This is a genomic window from Longimicrobium sp., assembly GCA_036377595.1.
In the GTDB taxonomy this organism is placed as follows: domain Bacteria; phylum Gemmatimonadota; class Gemmatimonadetes; order Longimicrobiales; family Longimicrobiaceae; genus Longimicrobium.
The window spans coordinates 1-15957 of record DASUYB010000006.1; the positions used below are offsets into that span (position 1 = coordinate 1).

Consider the following 15957-nt stretch of genomic DNA (forward strand, 5'->3'; position numbering starts at 1 on the left):
AGGCGCCGCGCCGAACCCTCGTCCGCACCACGCTCCGGCGCCGACGAAGGATCTTGCCGAGGCCGCGAAGATGCCGGCGCGTCGCACTGATCTCGACGCAGGTCGAGTAGATCCTTCGGGCGCCGCAAGCATCGGTGGCGACGAGAGTTATACCAGCTGCCGGAATTTGATTGTGCATTCCGATAGGTTGTCATTCCGAGCGGCGCCGCTGCTCTGAGCCTTCAATCGCGCTGATGCCCGGCGGCGCCCGAGGAATCTATGGCCTGCGTCCGAGCGACAGGCGGCCTATGGCTCGGGAGCCGGCCAGAGATTCCTCAGGCGCCAAGGCTTCGGCATGGAGGACAGAGCGGCGCAGCGCCTTCGGAATGACATTCCTTCCTTCCTCCAATGCACATCTGATCCGGAGATTCGGTATCAGTATCGGGAGAGGCACTCTCGGCGCGAGATCACCTTCCCGTCTGCCGGCATCACCGCTCGTAGGGGATGCCTCGTCTTGTGGTCAGCCCGTGCACGTGCTGCCGCCGGGGCAGGAGTAGGTGTTGATGCACTGCTCGGCCGTGGGCTGGGCCAGACAGTATTCCGGGTATGCCGTGCACTCGTAACCGTAGGTGCAGTACCAGTTGCGCGTGTACGGGCACACCTCGGGGTCGGTCCTGGGGAGGTGCCCCTGCACCGTGCCGCGCGCGTGCGTCGCCTGGCTGGTTTCGAAGGTCTGGACGGAGAGCAGGTCGAGATTCAGCCGCAGCTTCTTCATGGGACCTCCCGTGGTGGTGGTCTCGCGCGACGCGGAGGTGCTCGCGCGCCACGATCCAGCAATCGGATCGCGACACATATAGTGTTATATATCACCATATCACGCAAGTCCTACAATCACACTTCGGCGAAATCCGTCCGGGCGCCTGCTCCAACGCCGGGCGTATCCGGTCAGACCGGATCCAGCGGATTATACCGACTCCGGGATGGAGTATTGGTGCGTCCGACCCCAATTGCGTGCTGCCGCGGTGATAGATCCTTCGGCCTGTAAGCTCTTGCACAGACGCTGATTACGGTCTGGCCGGCCTCAGGATGACGTCGGCGTGGGGTTGGCTTGGGCGCAGCATCCACATTCTCGGATTTCGTATTACTCGGCCAGCGCCGCCTCGACGCGCGCCCGCAGCGCGCGGGCGCTCTGCAGCATCGTCGCCCGGAACCCCGCCATGTTCTGCTTCCCCCAGTACATGTCGGCCACGCCGTCGTACGCGTCGCGGTTGCCCAGGAACGCGTCGACGTCGAGCGGGAACGGCCGGCGGCGAGGGCTTGGCGGAAGGTAGAAAAGAGGGTCCGCCCGGGCGAGCGAGTCCAGGCGCTCCGGCGGCAGCAGCTCGAGGCCCTCGGAGAAGTCGAGGGCGCGCCTGAGCTGCTGCGACGACCGCACCCACACCTCCTCGGCGGCGAGCTGCTCGGTCGTCAGCATCCGGTTCTCCTCGAGATACGCGGTGACGGCGGAGCGCAGCGAGTAGTCGCGCAGGAGGGAGAGATCGCCCGTCGATACCAGCGCTTCCGCGGTGCCCAGGATGGGTCGGGGCGTCTCGTACCAGGTCGCGGTGATCGCCCAGACGAGCACCGAGTCCTTCGGCGGGCGCTCGGGCGTGAAGAACGCGTGCAGGAGCATGGTGCCCGCGCGGTCGCGGGGGCGGTGGATGGAGTCGTCCCGCATCACCACCCGCTCGGTCTCGAGGAGATCGGCGCGGAGCTCGCGAAGGTACTCGCGCTCGCGGTCCCGGTCGGCCCGCGCGTTCACCCGGTTCTGGATGGCGAGCGCGATCAGGATCCCAGCCACCACGATCGTCAGCTCGGCCGCGAGCCAGCGGATGCGCTCCCACCCCCACTCGGCCAGGCGTGCCCCGGCGCGCACGCGGTGCGGCGGCTCTGTCCGCGGCGGATCAGGCTCGACGGCAATCGTCATGGAGACTCTACTGGCGAAGGAGGCCGCGCCCCACGAACGGGCGGCGGCGTCGAGGCCGGGACGAGGATGAAAGCGCGGAGAGGTTGATGGCGACCGGCACCATCGTGCGTGGACGATAGGCCCGGATGGCGGGATCTACAAGCAAACGATTGGCACTTGGCGGAGTCCCGGCGCAGGTGGGGTGGGGCAGTGATGCCGCGGCGGTGCTCCACGAGATCGCGGCTGCCGGGATGTTTACGCGTGTGGATGTGGGGCGCAGTGGTCGTTCAGTGTCTCGTCCTACCGGCCGACCCGGGGATAGGTGCGGAACAGGTAGTCGGTCTCCCGCGCTTTTTCGTGGCAGCCCGCGCAGCCTTCCAGCCGGCCTCTCGTCGCCGTCGCCCTGGAGCCGAGTGTGACGAAGCCGTACTCCCAGTCACCGCCGCGGCGATCGTACCCGGCCGCGCGCTTGATCATCACCCCGTACGCCTGCAGCGGCCCCGAGGCCGAGGCGTCGTTGTACTTCTCCTTGACCACCACCGCGCCGGCCGGCAGCGGCCTGCCCTCGCGATACGCATCGATCGCGTTCGGGCTCACCCGCACCACGATCGTATGATGCGCGTGTGGGCTGCTGGGGCTGGCCGCCCGTGTCCTCGCATCGCCCGCGGGAAGCGCGACGCAGAGCATCGACAGTTCTCGACTGACTCGAACGGGCTTCTCCGTCACCCGCGGCCACGTGGCGAAGACGGCCGGTTCTACGAGCGCGGGAGCGGTGCCGGCCGAGGCAGGCGCGTGGCATCCGGCCAGGATCGCGGCGACGAGTCCGCAAGCGAGCGCACGCGTGCGTCCTGCCACACCTCCGCGGCGGCCGATGCTTCGTGTGTCGATGCCGTCTTCCATGGGTGCCGGAGCTCTGGTGCGTTTGTGAACGTGCGTATCTCAAGAACGTGTGATCATCCCCGGGCAGGACGTCGATCTGCAGCATCTGCACCGTGATCTGCCACAGGAACCGTCCCTGGGTTTCGACCGGCGCTCATCACCGGGGACGGCCGAAGAAGAGGACGTAGCCGTCAGCATCCTTCAGCTCGAACCCACGCAAGCCGTCATCCGTGTCCTTCAGCGGCTCGGAGAACTCGACATCGCGCGACGCAAATTCAGCCGCCAGCGCATCGGGATCCGGGACGTCGACGTAAGCGTCCCAGCGGGCGACGCCCTGTTTGACGTCCCGCGTGTAATTCGGCACTGGATCTACGCCGACGTCCTTGAGCAGGATCATCCCCCCGCCCCTGCTGACGATGCCGAAGAAGGGGTCGCCGGCAGGCCCCTCGAAGATGACCTCGAATCCAAGCCGGTCCCGGTAGAACGAAAGCGCCGACTGCAGGGACCTTACGATGAAGAACGGCGAGATGCTGGAAATCTCTGCCTGTGTCATGTGGACCCCCTTGGAGGTTTTCGTCCAAGCCGCTCCACCCGGGCCGCCCGCGCAGCCTGGTCAGGCCGCGGAGAGTGCGCTGATCGTGACGTAGTAGCCGTCGGGGTCGCGGAGTGAGAACTCGTCGGTTCCCGTGTTCGGGTTCAGATGGGGCTCCTCTTCGAAACGGGGGACGAGCGTGCGCGCCCGCTGCAGGGCCGCATCGAAATCATCGACGCGAAAGAACAGGAGGAGGCCATTGCCGGGCGTCGCGTGCCCGGGGCTCATCAACGTCGGATGCTCATGGGCGCCCCACGCGTGGAGGCACAGCAGGACGGTCCCATCCGCGTCGAGGATCTGCGCGAAGTGGGGATGGGCGGGCGGCGTCTCCGGCTGGCCGAACAGCGACTGGTACCATCTGCAGCTGCCAGGCACGTCGCCCACCCCGATGATCGTCCACGTGCGCTTCATCGCGATTCCTCCGGCGGCGGCTGCTTGGCCAGCGCACGCGCGATCTCGTCCACCCACAGGCCCAGCGCGCTCGCCTGCGCCGGCGGCCGCGTGAACGCGTCGCCGAGGGCGTCGAGACCCGCCATCGCCAGCAGGCGCTTTTCGTTCAGCGCCCACTGGCCGCGCTCGCAGAGCCGCGCGTGCGCCTCCTCCATGGCCGCCTTCGCCGCCTGCCCGGCCGCCCCGGCGACGTTCCCGCGCGCGGCGTGCATTCGCGCGTAGTCGAGGCTGAAGTCGCGCGCGAAGCGCCATCGCGGCGGCGCGGTCTCGGCGAGCCGGGGCGGGACGGCACCGACCGCGGGAAGCTCGCCGGCGAGCAGCCGGCCCGACGCGAGCTCGCCCGCGAGGAGGTAGGTCGGCACGCCCGCCAGGTAGCCGAGCAGCAGGTCCACCTCGAACACGCCGGCCTCGGCTTGCCGCGTCCAGTGCAGCGCCACGTCGAGGTCGCGCAGGATCAGGTCGACCTCGACGCCCCCGACCTGGAGCCACGCGCCGCCGTTCATGATGCGCCCCCAGGCGCCCGGCGGGTGCACCTCCCCGTAAGCTTCGAGCGTGCCGAGCTCGATCGAGCCGCGGTAGTAGACCGTGAGGTCCCAGTCGCTCCCGCCGTCCGCGTCGCCTGCCGCGCGCGAGCCCGCGAGCGCCACCGCCGTGGCCCCCGGAAGCGCCGCGAGCACCTCGGCGAGCTCGCGCACGGACTCAGGAAGCGGCGGCGCGTCAGGATGCAGCGTCATGTCTCCTGGGTCGACTGATGCGATCATCCCTCGTTCCGATCCGCGCGATAGTGCGTGACCGCCGAATGCCACAAGGGTCAAGCGTTCGAGGTGAGCGCGCAAGACTGGCGAAGGCCGAGCGCATCGGTCCTCCATCCCCCTAGCTCACCGCGCGAGCGCGCTGGCGTGCGAGGCCACCATCAGCCAGCGGCCGCGGATCCGGGACATGACCAGCGTCGCGCGGAACGCGCCGCTCGCGTCCGTGGCGCCCATCCTCGCCTGCACGACGACGCGCGCCGTGGCGACCGCGGCCGTGCCGTACACCCGCACGACGATCTCGTCGTAGCGCGCCGAGGTGTAGTGGAGCTGCCCCGAGCGCATGGGGGCCAGGCGCTGCGCCTTGGTCTGGATGGCCCCCGATGGCGCGACGAAGGTGTAGTCGTCGCTCGTGAGCCGGTCGAGAAGATCGGCGTCGTTCTGGTCGAACGACGCCGCCACCTGCTCCACGACGCGCCGCACGGCCACGGAGTCGGGCTCGGCGCTGCGCTGGCAGGCGGCGGTGCAGGGGAGCGTAAGGGCGAGAGCGAGGACGAGTGCAGTGCGCATGTTCGGCTCCGGGTGAGGGGTAGGGACGCGAAAAGGCGGAATCCCTGGTCGCAAGGCGACCAGGGATTCCGCCAGTGATCACGCCGGGCGCATGCACCTCTCGAGGAGGCCCCTATGGCCGGCGTGTTCGATTCAGTTGTCTGCTGGCAAGGTAGGATCGCGCGGGCGCAGCCGTCAACGTTCGAGCCGCTTCAGGAGATTCTGATCACGTTCTTCGCCTGAAGCCCCTTCGGGCCCTCGACCACCTCGAAACTGACGCGGTCGCCTTCGTTGAGAGTCCTGTGTCCCTCCGCGATGATCGATGCGTGATGGACGAAGACGTCCGCGCCCCGCTCACGCACGATGAACCCGTAGCCCTTCGCATCGTTGTACCACTTCACGGTACCGATCTCCGACATGGCGGTGCCCTCCTTTCCATGCGATGGTGCGGCGGCTGGCCGCGTGACATGGACTGGCGATCAACACGCGGCGCCGCGAGTGGGCTCCGCGGCTGCCGGTGTCCCTGTCCGAACTCGTCACGGCTTGCGCAGAGATTTGGCGATGACGCTGCCCAGGGGCGTGGGATTGGGGTCGTTCTGGTGCTTCACGGCCTCGACCGCCCACTTCTCCAGGCGCACGCGGTCCTTCTGGAAGATCATCATGTGCGTCGAGCCGCCGAATTCGAAGTGGCCGATCTCGGTGCCGCGGGTGATCGCCACGGGGTCGGCGCCTTCCCCGACGATGAAGGTGCTCGGCTCGATCACGCACGTCGACACCTCCACCATGCCGATGCAGATCAGCGCCACGTAGCCGGCGGTCTCGTGGTGGAAGATGAAGATGGCGCGGGCCGCCACGTGCCCGAGGTACGGCTGCGACTCGGTGCCCTCCCAGGTGCCCTGGTCCTCGCCCTGCCCCGGGCGCTGCGCGAAGTAGGTGCCGGGCTGCACCCACGAGCACACCAGCGTTCCGTCCAGCGGGGCCTTCCAGCGGTGGTAGTGCGTGGCGGAGAGGAAGCCCTGGTAGATCTGGCCGCCCTCGAAGAGCCTGGCCCACTGCCGCTGCCCGCCGAACAGGTCGAGCAGGGAGTAGTCGTTGTCCTTCACCCAGAACTTGCTCTCCAGCCTCACGTCGTTCCGGTACTCCCAGGGGGTGGTTTCGCAGCCGATGTTGATGTCGACCTTGGGATCACCCTTGAAGGGGCGCGCGCCGGGGACGAACTGCCGGATGAAGAACGAGTTCCACGAGTCGAAGCCGTATCCCGGCGCCCTGGGATCGTGGACCATCTGGTCCCACACACCCTTCTTGTGGGCCTCCCTGGAGATCCAGGAGCCGGGCTTCTCGGGATCCGAGATGTCGAGCTTGTCGAGCGAGGCGCTGCCCTTGAGGAAGGTGTTCCAGGCGTCGAGGACCTTCTTGAACTGCTGGTTGAACGCCTTGTCGTGGAACAGCGCCAGGCCGGCCTCCGTGGCCATCGACACCGCCAGGAACCCGTTCATCGGCGTGCCCACCTGGGCCGTGGTGTTGAACGACGGCGAGGTGGTGATGATCTCGTTGAGGATCTCGAAGAAGGCGTCGAACCCCTCGATCCAGAGCACGTCGCCGTCGCCCTTGATCTCCTTGCGGGTCTTCTCGTCGAGGCCGCAGACGAAGTCGTTGGCCTGCTCGATCATCCAGTTGATCCACATGCGGTAGACGCTGTTGGCGACCACCCACTGCTTGAACTCCTGCATCACGGGCTGCAGCGGGGCCAGCGTGCCGGCCTTCCGCTTCGCCGCGATGTGGTCGCGCAGCGGGATGAGATACTTCGCCGTGGCCCACACGCGGTTGGGCACCCAGAAGCCCATCTGCACGGGACCGGCGTTTTCGAGCGTGAGCAGCGGGCTGGCGCCCACGACGGCTCCGACCTTGACCTTCCGCTGCGGCTTGGACGGGGTACGGCGGGTAGACTGGGCCATGGGATCTCCTCATCTGTGGCGGGCGAACATCAACGAAGGCCGAGTTCCCACGGCCGAGCGGAAGGGGGGCGACGCTGGATCAGTGCTGGAGGGGTGATCGGCGGGCAGAGTTTCGCGCCGGCGAGCGCCTGATGCCCGGCTTCAGCGGCATCGTTCGAGCCATCCGGCCAGTTCCCGGCAAACCGTTGCGAGACAGGAAGATCCGCGACAGGTAACTAGGCCTGGCCACATCGTCCCAGTAACGAGATGTTACATCGCTGCAACGCGCCAAGCTGGGTTTTGCAGACAGACGTAATACCGAATCTTCGGATCAACTGTTGGATTGGAGGAAAAGAAATGTCATTCCGAAGGCGCTGCGCCGCTTTGTCCTCCAGACCGAAGCCGTGGCGCCTGAGGAATCTGTGGCCGGCTCCCGAGCCACAGGCCGCCTGTCGCTCGGACGCATGCGACCCGTGCGCAGAAAACGGAGAACTGCGGCCAGGTGCAGTTCTCCGTTTTTCCGCGTTACCGCGTGAACTGGCAGTGGTTGCTACCGCCCGCCCGAATGTGGTCCGGGCGGGGCGCCTGCGTCACTTATTACAGCCCGCGCCGCACGTCTCAACGCCGCCGCACTGCGTGACGGGGCCGGCCGAGACCTTGTCGCAGCCGGCGCCGCACGTCTCGACGCCGCCGCACTGCGTAACAGGACCGGCCGAGACCTTGTCGCAGCCGGCGCCGCACGTCTGGATGCCGCCGCACTGCGTGGGACCGCCGGCCGTCACCCGGCAGCCCTCGCCGCACGTGTGGACGCCGCCGCACTGCGTGGCACCCCCCTCGGAGACGTTGTCGCCCGCGCCTTGCACGGTGCCTCCCCAGTGTTCCAGCCCCGAGGTCTGGAAGGAGTCCACCTCGAGCGCGTCCAGGCTCAGCCTCAGCTTCTTCATGATCTTCTCCCGATTGAGGGGGTGAATGTGGCACCGCCGGTCGGCACGTCGCGCGGGGATGGCACGGGATACGTACCCGTTCCTTCTGACTCGCCCGGACGACTCGGTGCACTGTGCCGCGGTGGCATTGTTTGATCCACGTAGGGGAGTTCACGTAAGGTCTTCAATGATGGGAACATCCGACGGGTGGGGAGGAGGTTGAGCCACAATCACCTGCGCAATGTTGCGTTACGTGTCTGCAACGAATCGTGGCGCAAGGCTCTTCGCCAGCAGACAGCATCACGCGCAGGAGCGCTCGAGTCGGAGTGGCCCTGCCACTTGTTTCTGATCGCTGCGGACGGAGCGCGGTGAGTCGCGGAACGGGTGCGCCGGGTCACGAGGATCGAAGGCCACGATGCCCTAGCAGCCGAAGAACCCCGCGCCCGCCGCCGCCGCGGAGCCCGCCTACACCGATCATCAACCAGTAGCACAGCCGCTGGTGGGAGGTGCGCGACCCAGCGGTGGCACTTGGCGGCATTGTTTCTTCACCAGCCCTTCTTCACAGAATAGATGCTAAGAGCAAGTCCGACGAGGAAAACCACTACACACGGACCTCTCAGCACGAAATCCACGTCCGGTGCGGATGCGGTAGAGCCATCGCGTCCCATACCCACGAAATTGCAAAGTATGCCGATAACCGTAATAACCGGACCTACCAGCCGAATGAGGGTACGCATGGTCGTCTCTGGGCTCTGGTGAAGAACTGCTGGCGGCAAAAGCGGGTTGCGGTGCAAAGCCGCTGACCCGGCTTCTACTGGGGCAGCGGATAAGGCTTGCTTTTCTTGTCGCTCCACAGGTAATCGAAATGTGCGCTGAAGCTGTGCTGCGCTCCTGAAAGTCGGGCATCGAGGAGAAACGCACAGTTGTCTCGGCTTCTTCCGGTTGCGGAGACGACACATACAAGAATTTCGTCATCAAAGTAGAAGGCGATTTGAGTTGGGAAATCGTCATATATGCGTATCTGAACGCGGTCTTCGAATTTGTGCAGGGCAAAACGGACGCTTTTAAGGTTTGTATCAAGCTCCTCGCGGTACAATGCGATGTTATCGGCAAACCCGACTTGCCCACCACGATAGTTCACGAAAACGCTCTGTGGATTCAGTGTAAGCAGGCGCAGTTGAAGGCTTGGCCGCTGATTCATCCTCTCGACGAGTTGCTGAAGATAGTCGGTTGCTACTGTGACCAAGTTAGTCTGAAGAATGTCGATGCGTTCAGTCGCGGCCAGGATGCGGGCACGAATGTTGGCTTCATTGCGGGTCGCGAAGTAATCGATCTGCGCCGCGTGGCGGTGGCGACGCGCGGCAACCTCCTCCCGGATCATGTCCAGATGCTGAGCAATCGCGCCAGGGAGTTCACCCAGTCGTCCCGGGGAGTAGCGGACCGTGATATAGCCTGCAAGGTCTGTTGGAACATCTTTTCGGTCTTGACAGATCAGGACAACTGCGATTCCGAACCCCTTTGCAATCCCAGTCTCGTAAAGTACGTTCGGGTTTTGCCCCGTCAGGTCAGCAATGCAGAAATCGGATCGACGTAACCGGGTAACAACGTGCTCGTGCAGGTCAGCCCTGCTGATGGTTCCCGTGTCAGCACGAGAGACGTGGATCGGCATACTTGGCTTGATAGTCGAAAGCGTCATGAGCGCGTCATATACCTCATCGTTATCAACCTCAGTTCCACTTGAATCGATCTTTTTGCCAAATGGCTGAATGACGAAGCATGTCATGGGTTCTGTATCTGCTTCATCAGGCGAGAATTGGAATGGGGCGAGAGATGCTGGCGTCTTCATACTGAGCCTATGAAATTTTTCTGATGGTGAGGAGGAGACGCCCGGGGATCGCGTGCGAACGGGCGCTGCGTTCGTTCTGAGGTTCTGTGTGATGCCCGAAGCCAAGGTGGAACGCGAGAGGCTTTTCGGCTTAGGACGAGAAAATCGTGAGGGTGCGTCATTCGTTTCACAAGCAAACGTTCGGCGGAGTTCACTGAATCGTTCACCGCACAGCGCAAGTCCCGCTTCCTGCGTCACCACCGGCCTGCTATTCTGACGCGACAACCCTCCCGGCGCTCCGCGCGCCGGGCTTCGTTTCGGGACCGGAATTCGGACCACAAGGGGAGCCCGTGAGCGACGACCCGCTCTGGTACAAGGACGCCGTCTTCTACGAGCTGCACGTCAAGGCCTTCCAGGACTCCAACGGCGACGGCATCGGCGACTCCAACGGCCTCATCCAGCGCTTGGACTATGGGCACGAGCTGGCCGTCGACTTCAGGGCCGCATCAAAGACTTGCGTCGACGCGTGACGACTGCAATGCCGAGGAGTGCGAGTCCCATGAGTCTCAGCACCCACCCAAACAAATCTAAACCACCTCTGGGGTCGAGGCCGGGGCCAACCGCAATATACTCACGCATCTGCCGGTCAACCTCCACGGATATCAGGCCCGAGATAAGCAAAAGTAATAAGCCTGTCCCCGCTATCTTCAGTCGCTTAGCGATGGTGATCCCAGCAGGATTTACATCGTTAGAACTATGACGAAGGAATCGTAATGCGAGCACGACACCTGTAACGAACAGCGCACCGAGAACGGCACTGAGGATCAGCCGAACAGGGGGTGACGGTGGAGCAGGTCCCTCTGGTTCGCGAGAAAAAATCCAAAATGTAGCGATCGGTATGGCGACGAGCCACGCAAACTTCGCCCAAGTGGGAAATGGTTCGTTTGCATCAGCCCGATCAAACGGCGGAGGGGTTGAGCTCTTCGGATTCCTAGCGCTCACCTGTTGTTCCTCCAATAGACCCACATTGTCGCTAGCTTGCCCAGCAGTTCATGCTCTGCCTCAACTCCACTTCAACAAATTGCTTGCGACAATATGGGAAGCAAGGAAACATGCTGTCGCTCCGGAACTCTCGGGAACTCAGTGGATGCATGCCAGCATATGGAGATAGGGGAAACTCGCACCCGCTTGTCACCTCTATCCAAGGCCCGCTTCCTGCAGCGCCGCCCGCGCGCTATTCTGACGCACACACCTCCCGGCGCTCCGGCGCCGGGCTTCGTTTCGGACCGGATCATCATCTTCGAGGAGCCCGTGAGCGACGACCCGCTCTGGTACAAGGACGCCGTCTTCTACGAGCTGCACGTCAAGGCCTTCCAGGACTCCAACGGCGACGGCATCGGCGACTTCAACGGCCTCATCCAGCGGCTGGACTACGTGCAGGAGCTGGGCGTCGACGTCATCTGGCTCCTCCCCTACTACCCGAGCCCCCTGCGCGACGACGGGTACGACATCGCCGACTACTGGAACATCCACCCCAGCTACGGCACCGTCGACGACTTCACCCGCTTCATGGAGGAGGCGCACCGCCGCGGGCTGAAGGTCATCTCCGACCTGGTCCTCAACCACACCTCCAGCGACCACCCCTGGTTCCAGCGCGCGCGCCGGGCGCCGAAGGGAAGCCCCGAGCGCGACTGGTACGTGTGGAGCGACAGCGACGAGCTGTACCGCGAGGCGCGCATCATCTTCACCGACACCGAGCCCAGCAACTGGACGTGGGACCCGGTGGCCGGGCAGTACTACTGGCACCGCTTCTTCGCCCACCAGCCGGACCTGAACTGGGACAACCCGGCGGTGAAGGAGAAGATGTTCGAGGTGATGGAGTTCTGGCTGGACCACGGGCTCGACGGCTTCCGCGCCGACGCGGTGCCGTACCTGATCGAGCGCGAGGGCACCATCTGCGAGAACCTGTCCGAGACGCACGACATCCTGAAGGAGTTCCGCGTCCGGCTGGACTCGAAATACCGCGGCCGAATCCTCCTGGCGGAGGCGAACCAGTGGCCCGACGACGTGCGGCCGTATTTCGGCGACGGCGACGAGTTCCACATGGCGTTCCACTTTCCGCTGATGCCGCGGATCTTCATGGCCGTGCGCCAGGGGATCCGCAAGCCGATCGTGGAGATCATCCAGCGCACCCCGGACATCCCCGGGAACTGCCAGTGGTGCATGTTCCTGCGCAACCATGACGAGCTCACGCTCGAGATGGTGACCGACGACGAGCGCGACTACATGTACCGCGAGTACGCGCAGGATTCGCGGATGCGCATCAATCTCGGGATCAGGAGACGTCTCGCGCCGCTGATGGACAACGACCGGCGCAAGATCGAGCTGCTGAACTCCATCCTCTTCACCATGCCCGGCTCGCCGATCATCTACTACGGCGACGAGATCGGGATGGGCGACAACATCTGGCTGGGCGACCGCGACGGCGTGCGCACGCCGATGCAGTGGACGCCCGACCGCAACGCCGGCTTCAGCCGCGCCGAGGCGCCGCGGCTGTACCTCCCCGCCATCGCGGACTCCGTCTACGGCTTCCAGGCGATCAACGTCGAGGCGCAGCAGAAGTCGCCCTTCTCGCTGCTGAACTGGATGCGGCGGCTGATCCGGGTGCGGAAGCAGCACCATGCCTTCGGCCGCGGCTCCATCACCTTCCTGGAGCCGGAGAACCCCCACGTCCTGGTCTACATCCGCGAGCACGAGGAGGACGCGATCCTCGTGGTCAACAACCTCTCCGGCGCGGCGCAGGCCGTCCGTCTCGACCTCGCGCGCTTCGCCGGCCGCGTCCCCGTCGAGCTGCTGGGGGAGACGGAGTTCCTGCCGATCGACGAGACGCCGTACGCGCTGACGCTGAGTCCCTACGGCTTCTTCTGGTTCGCGCTGCGCACGTCGCGCACGCCCGAGGAGCTGGAGCTGCACCCCGAGCTGGCGCGCGAGTGGGCCGAGCAGGACACCGCGATCCTGGAGAGCCCGGCGTCGGTGGCGGGGATCATCGACGCGCTGCCGCACGACTGGCTCTACCGCCAGCGCTGGTTCCGCGGCAAGGCTCGCGAGGTGGCGCGGGTGGAGCTGGCCGACCACGCGGTCCTCCGCCCCGAGCGCGCGCCGCACGTCCTGGTCGCCCGCGTTCGCGTGCGCTACCGCGAGGGCGAGCCGGACGTCTACCTCCTTCCCGTCTCGCTGCGGCCGACCACGGCGCCGGGGGTGGAGGCGGAGGCGATCCTCTCGCACGCCACGGAGCGGGGCGACGTGCGCGTCTACGACGCGCTGCTGGACCGGCGCGTGGCGGGATCGCTCCTCGACCTGGTCCTTTCCGAGCGCACCATCTCCGGCGTGAACGGGCGCTTCAGCGGCTGCACCACCTCCAGCGCGGGCGACCGCACGGTGCGGGGCCCGGCGCGGCCGATGGGCGCGGAGCAGAGCAACACCTCGATCGTCTTCGGCGAGGAGTACGTGCTGAAGATCTTCCGCAAGCTGGAAGGGGGGATGAACCCCGACCTGGAGGTCACCCGCCACCTGGTGGAGAAGGCCGGCTTCCGCTCGCTTCCCGAGCTGGCGGGGTGGATCGAGTACGAGGGGACGGACGGGGTGAAGTCCGCCGTGGCCGGCCTCTTCCGCTACGTCGACAACCGGGGTGACGCGTGGAGCGTGGCGCTCCGCGCGATGGACCGCTTCCTGGGCGCGGCCAGCCGCAGCGCCGCCGATCCCGACACGCCGACGGGGCGCGACGCGCTCTACCGCATGGCGGGTGACTTCTTCCCCGCCGTGCGGCGGCTGGGACAGACGACGGCGCGCCTCCACCTGGCCCTGGCGAAGGAGACGGACGATCCCGCGTTCGCGCCGGAGCCGGTGCGGCACGACGACGTGCGGCGCTGGGCGGACGGCTTCCGCCGGCAGGTGGACGGCGTGCTGGGCGAGCTGTCGCGGCGGCTGGATGCGCTTCCCGGCTCGTTCCCGCGCGAGATCCAGGGGCGGCTGGCGCAGGTGGTGCGGGCGGCCAACGACCTGCGGCTGCGCGGCGAGGACCTGGAGCTGCTGGCCGACACCGGCAGCGTGAAGGTGCGCATCCACGGCGACTACCACCTGGGCCAGGTGCTGCGCGGCGCGCACCCCGCGCCCGACGGCAACGAGTGGTACGTGATCGACTTCGAGGGCGAGCCCGCGCGTCCCCTCGAAGAGCGGCGGGCGAAGTACTCCGCGCTGCGCGACGTGGCGGGGATGCTGCGCTCGTTCGACTACGCCGTCCGCCTGTCGCTCCACGGATTGAAGATCGACGACCTGGCGGTGCGGATGTCGGTGGAGCGCTGGGCCGAGGCGTGGCGGGCGGAGGTGCGCTCGCTCTTCATCTCCGCCTACCGCGAGACGCTGGGAGATTCGCCCGTCGTCCCCAGCGACCTGAACGCGACCCTGCGCGCGCTGGCGGTGTTCGAGCTGGAGAAGGCGGTCTATGAGCTGGGATACGAGATGAACAACCGTCCCGAGTGGGTGTGGGTGCCGCTGCACGGCGTGCTGGCCATCGCGGGGGAGGGCGCCGCGTGACGCCGCCGCTCATCTACAACCTCTTCCCCCGCCTGGTCGGCCCGGCCACGCGCTGGCCCGAGCACGCCGCCCGCGCCGCGGCCATGGGGTTCGACTGGCTCTATCTCAACCCCTGGCAGTATCCCGGCTTCTCGGGGAGCCTGTACGCCATCAAGGACTACCGGCGGCTGAACCCGCTCTTCGTGCCCCCCGGCGCCGACCCCGCGTCGCTGGAGCCGCTACGCGACGCGCTGCAGAAGATCCGCGACCAGCGGCTGAAGCCGGTGATGGACCTGGTCGTCAACCACACGTCGAAGGACAGCCCGCTCATCCAGCAGCACCCCGAGTGGTACCGGTGGGGGGATGACGGACAGGTGCGCTCGCCCTTCGTGCGCGACCCCGACGACCCGTCGAAGATCACCGTCTGGGGCGACCTGGCGGACATGGACAACATGCCGGCGCACGGCCGCGAGGCGCAGTGGGCGTACTGGGCGGAGATCGTGCGCGAGGCGGTGGAGCTCGGGTTCCGCGGCTTCCGCTGCGACGCCGCGTACAAGGTGCCGGCGGCGCTCTGGCGGCACCTGATCGAGGCGGCGCGGTCGGTCGATCCCGATGTCGTCTTCTTCGCGGAGACGCTGGGGGCGCCGGTGGAGGACGTGGCGCAGCTGGCGGGCGCGGGGTTCGACTACTTCTTCAACTCGTCGAAGTGGTGGAACTTCAGCGAGCCGTGGGCGCTGGACCAGCACGAGGTGTTCAGGCACGCGGCGCCCTCCATCGCCTTCCCCGAGTCGCACGACACCGCGCGGCTGGCGGAGGAGACGAACGGGGACGAGGCCGTGCAGCGCCAGCGCTACGCCTTCGCGGCGGCGTTCAGCGCGGGGGTGATGATGCCCGTGGGCTACGAGTTCGGCTTCCGCACGCAGATGGACGTGGTGAAGACGATGCCGGGCGACTGGGAGCGGCGGTGGATGGACCTGCGCGGCTTCATCGCCCGGGTGAACGCGCTGAAGAAGCAGCACCCGGTGCTGCAGGGCGAGGGCGTGCTGCGCGCCCCGCGCGGGATCCGGGAGGACACGCTGGTGCTGGAGCGCCGCGCCTCGGACGCGCCCGCCGCGGCGAAGGGGTGGATCCTGGTCAACAAGGTGTGGGCGGAGCCGCGCGAGGTGCGGCTGGTGGACATCGCCGTCGACGCGCTGGCGCCCGGCTACCGCCTGTTCCGCGTCTGCCGCGACGGCGCGCCGCACACCGGCGAGCCCGTGCGCGAGACCATCTCGCTCAGCCGCGCGGAGGTGGCCTACGTCCTCCCCGAGCTGACCTCGTCGGCCGCCGTGCCTGCATCGCCGCCGCCGGTGCTGGAGGAGTAGGCGCCGCGCCAGCCTTTCCGCGTGCTTCGCCGGCATCGGGACGGGCGGCTGAAGCCGCGGCTGGAAAGTTGGAAAGCCTCGCAAACTGCGCGAGGCTTCACGAGCAGGTGGGAGGGCGGGGGCGCGGACTGCCGTCGTCGGCGCCTCATCCCCCCTCCCTGAATCGACAATGCGCGCACCCTGGTCGAGGCCATGC

At 66.5% G+C, this 15957-nt stretch carries 15 protein-coding genes; 4 read left to right on the forward strand and 11 right to left on the reverse strand.

Going from position 1 to position 15957, the window contains the following annotated elements; translation table 11 throughout:
• A partial coding sequence (locus tag VF092_00770; GenBank protein HEX6745815.1) for a hypothetical protein occupies positions 1-217 on the forward strand: 217 nt, incomplete at its 5' end.
• Positions 218-499: 282 nt separating this feature from the next.
• On the opposite strand, the gene VF092_00775 is transcribed toward VF092_00770, so the two are convergent.
• The 11 genes from VF092_00775 to VF092_00825 all read right to left on the reverse strand — a co-directional run bounded on the left by VF092_00775 (position 500) and on the right by VF092_00825 (position 9783).
• Entirely contained in the window at positions 500-754 is a 255-nt protein-coding gene (locus tag VF092_00775; GenBank protein ID HEX6745816.1) for a hypothetical protein, read from the reverse strand.
• A gap of 366 nt (positions 755-1120) precedes the next feature.
• On the reverse strand, positions 1121-1945 hold the full coding sequence (locus VF092_00780) for a hypothetical protein (GenBank protein ID HEX6745817.1): 825 nt from the start codon (positions 1943-1945) through the stop codon (positions 1121-1123).
• A 279-nt stretch (positions 1946-2224) separates the two neighbouring features.
• Complete coding sequence (locus VF092_00785) at positions 2225-2824, reverse strand: cytochrome P460 family protein (GenBank protein ID HEX6745818.1); 600 nt, start codon at positions 2822-2824, stop codon at positions 2225-2227.
• Between the two features lie 136 nt (positions 2825-2960).
• Positions 2961-3356: a VOC family protein gene (locus tag VF092_00790; protein ID HEX6745819.1), complete on the reverse strand. Its 396-nt coding sequence runs from the start codon at positions 3354-3356 to the stop codon at positions 2961-2963.
• A 60-nt stretch (positions 3357-3416) separates the two neighbouring features.
• Entirely contained in the window at positions 3417-3806 is a 390-nt protein-coding gene (locus tag VF092_00795) for a VOC family protein (GenBank protein ID HEX6745820.1), read from the reverse strand.
• Positions 3803-4579, reverse strand: coding sequence for a nucleotidyltransferase domain-containing protein (locus VF092_00800; protein HEX6745821.1), 777 nt, complete (start codon positions 4577-4579; stop codon positions 3803-3805). Before VF092_00800 ends, VF092_00795 begins: the two co-directional genes overlap by 4 nt.
• A 144-nt stretch (positions 4580-4723) precedes the next feature.
• Positions 4724-5164 (reverse strand): nuclear transport factor 2 family protein, encoded by a 441-nt coding sequence (locus tag VF092_00805; GenBank protein ID HEX6745822.1) that lies wholly within the window; start codon positions 5162-5164, stop codon positions 4724-4726.
• A gap of 191 nt (positions 5165-5355) precedes the next feature.
• A complete protein-coding gene (locus VF092_00810) occupies positions 5356-5562 on the reverse strand; it encodes a cold shock domain-containing protein (protein ID HEX6745823.1) in 207 nt (68 codons plus the stop codon).
• Positions 5563-5679: 117 nt separating this feature from the next.
• A complete protein-coding gene (locus VF092_00815; GenBank protein HEX6745824.1) occupies positions 5680-7098 on the reverse strand; it encodes a phophatidylserine decarboxylase associated domain-containing protein in 1419 nt (472 codons plus the stop codon).
• Between the two features lie 569 nt (positions 7099-7667).
• Entirely contained in the window at positions 7668-8021 is a 354-nt protein-coding gene (locus VF092_00820; GenBank protein ID HEX6745825.1) for a hypothetical protein, read from the reverse strand.
• A gap of 790 nt (positions 8022-8811) precedes the next feature.
• Positions 8812-9783: a hypothetical protein gene (locus tag VF092_00825; GenBank protein ID HEX6745826.1), complete on the reverse strand. Its 972-nt coding sequence runs from the start codon at positions 9781-9783 to the stop codon at positions 8812-8814.
• Between the two features lie 392 nt (positions 9784-10175).
• On the opposite strand from VF092_00825, the gene VF092_00830 reads away from it, so the two are divergent.
• From VF092_00830 to VF092_00840, 3 genes are all read left to right on the forward strand, one after another.
• On the forward strand, positions 10176-10355 hold the full coding sequence (locus VF092_00830; GenBank protein HEX6745827.1) for a hypothetical protein: 180 nt from the start codon (positions 10176-10178) through the stop codon (positions 10353-10355).
• 781 nt (positions 10356-11136) lie between these two features.
• Positions 11137-14418: a maltose alpha-D-glucosyltransferase gene (gene treS, locus VF092_00835; GenBank protein ID HEX6745828.1), complete on the forward strand. Its 3282-nt coding sequence runs from the start codon at positions 11137-11139 to the stop codon at positions 14416-14418.
• Positions 14415-15761: an alpha-amylase family glycosyl hydrolase gene (locus VF092_00840; protein ID HEX6745829.1), complete on the forward strand. Its 1347-nt coding sequence runs from the start codon at positions 14415-14417 to the stop codon at positions 15759-15761. The genes treS and VF092_00840 overlap by 4 nt, the downstream gene beginning before the upstream one ends.
• Positions 15762-15957 lie beyond the last annotated feature (196 nt).

What these genes read in the sequence shown, in the direction of transcription:
- VF092_00785 (HEX6745818.1), bottom strand. Translation starts at nt 2,824, where the DNA reads ATGGAAGACGGCATCGACACACGAAGCATCGGCCGCCGCGGAGGTGTG.
- VF092_00825 (HEX6745826.1), bottom strand. Translation starts at nt 9,783, where the DNA reads ATGACATGCTTCGTCATTCAGCCATTTGGCAAAAAGATCGATTCAAGT.
- VF092_00810 (HEX6745823.1), bottom strand. Translation starts at nt 5,562, where the DNA reads ATGTCGGAGATCGGTACCGTGAAGTGGTACAACGATGCGAAGGGCTAC.
- VF092_00820 (HEX6745825.1), bottom strand. Translation starts at nt 8,021, where the DNA reads ATGAAGAAGCTGAGGCTGAGCCTGGACGCGCTCGAGGTGGACTCCTTC.
- VF092_00815 (HEX6745824.1), bottom strand. Translation starts at nt 7,098, where the DNA reads ATGGCCCAGTCTACCCGCCGTACCCCGTCCAAGCCGCAGCGGAAGGTC.
- VF092_00795 (HEX6745820.1), bottom strand. Translation starts at nt 3,806, where the DNA reads ATGAAGCGCACGTGGACGATCATCGGGGTGGGCGACGTGCCTGGCAGC.
- VF092_00780 (HEX6745817.1), bottom strand. Translation starts at nt 1,945, where the DNA reads ATGACGATTGCCGTCGAGCCTGATCCGCCGCGGACAGAGCCGCCGCAC.
- VF092_00805 (HEX6745822.1), bottom strand. Translation starts at nt 5,164, where the DNA reads ATGCGCACTGCACTCGTCCTCGCTCTCGCCCTTACGCTCCCCTGCACC.
- VF092_00775 (HEX6745816.1), bottom strand. Translation starts at nt 754, where the DNA reads ATGAAGAAGCTGCGGCTGAATCTCGACCTGCTCTCCGTCCAGACCTTC.
- VF092_00800 (HEX6745821.1), bottom strand. Translation starts at nt 4,579, where the DNA reads ATGACGCTGCATCCTGACGCGCCGCCGCTTCCTGAGTCCGTGCGCGAG.
- VF092_00790 (HEX6745819.1), bottom strand. Translation starts at nt 3,356, where the DNA reads ATGACACAGGCAGAGATTTCCAGCATCTCGCCGTTCTTCATCGTAAGG.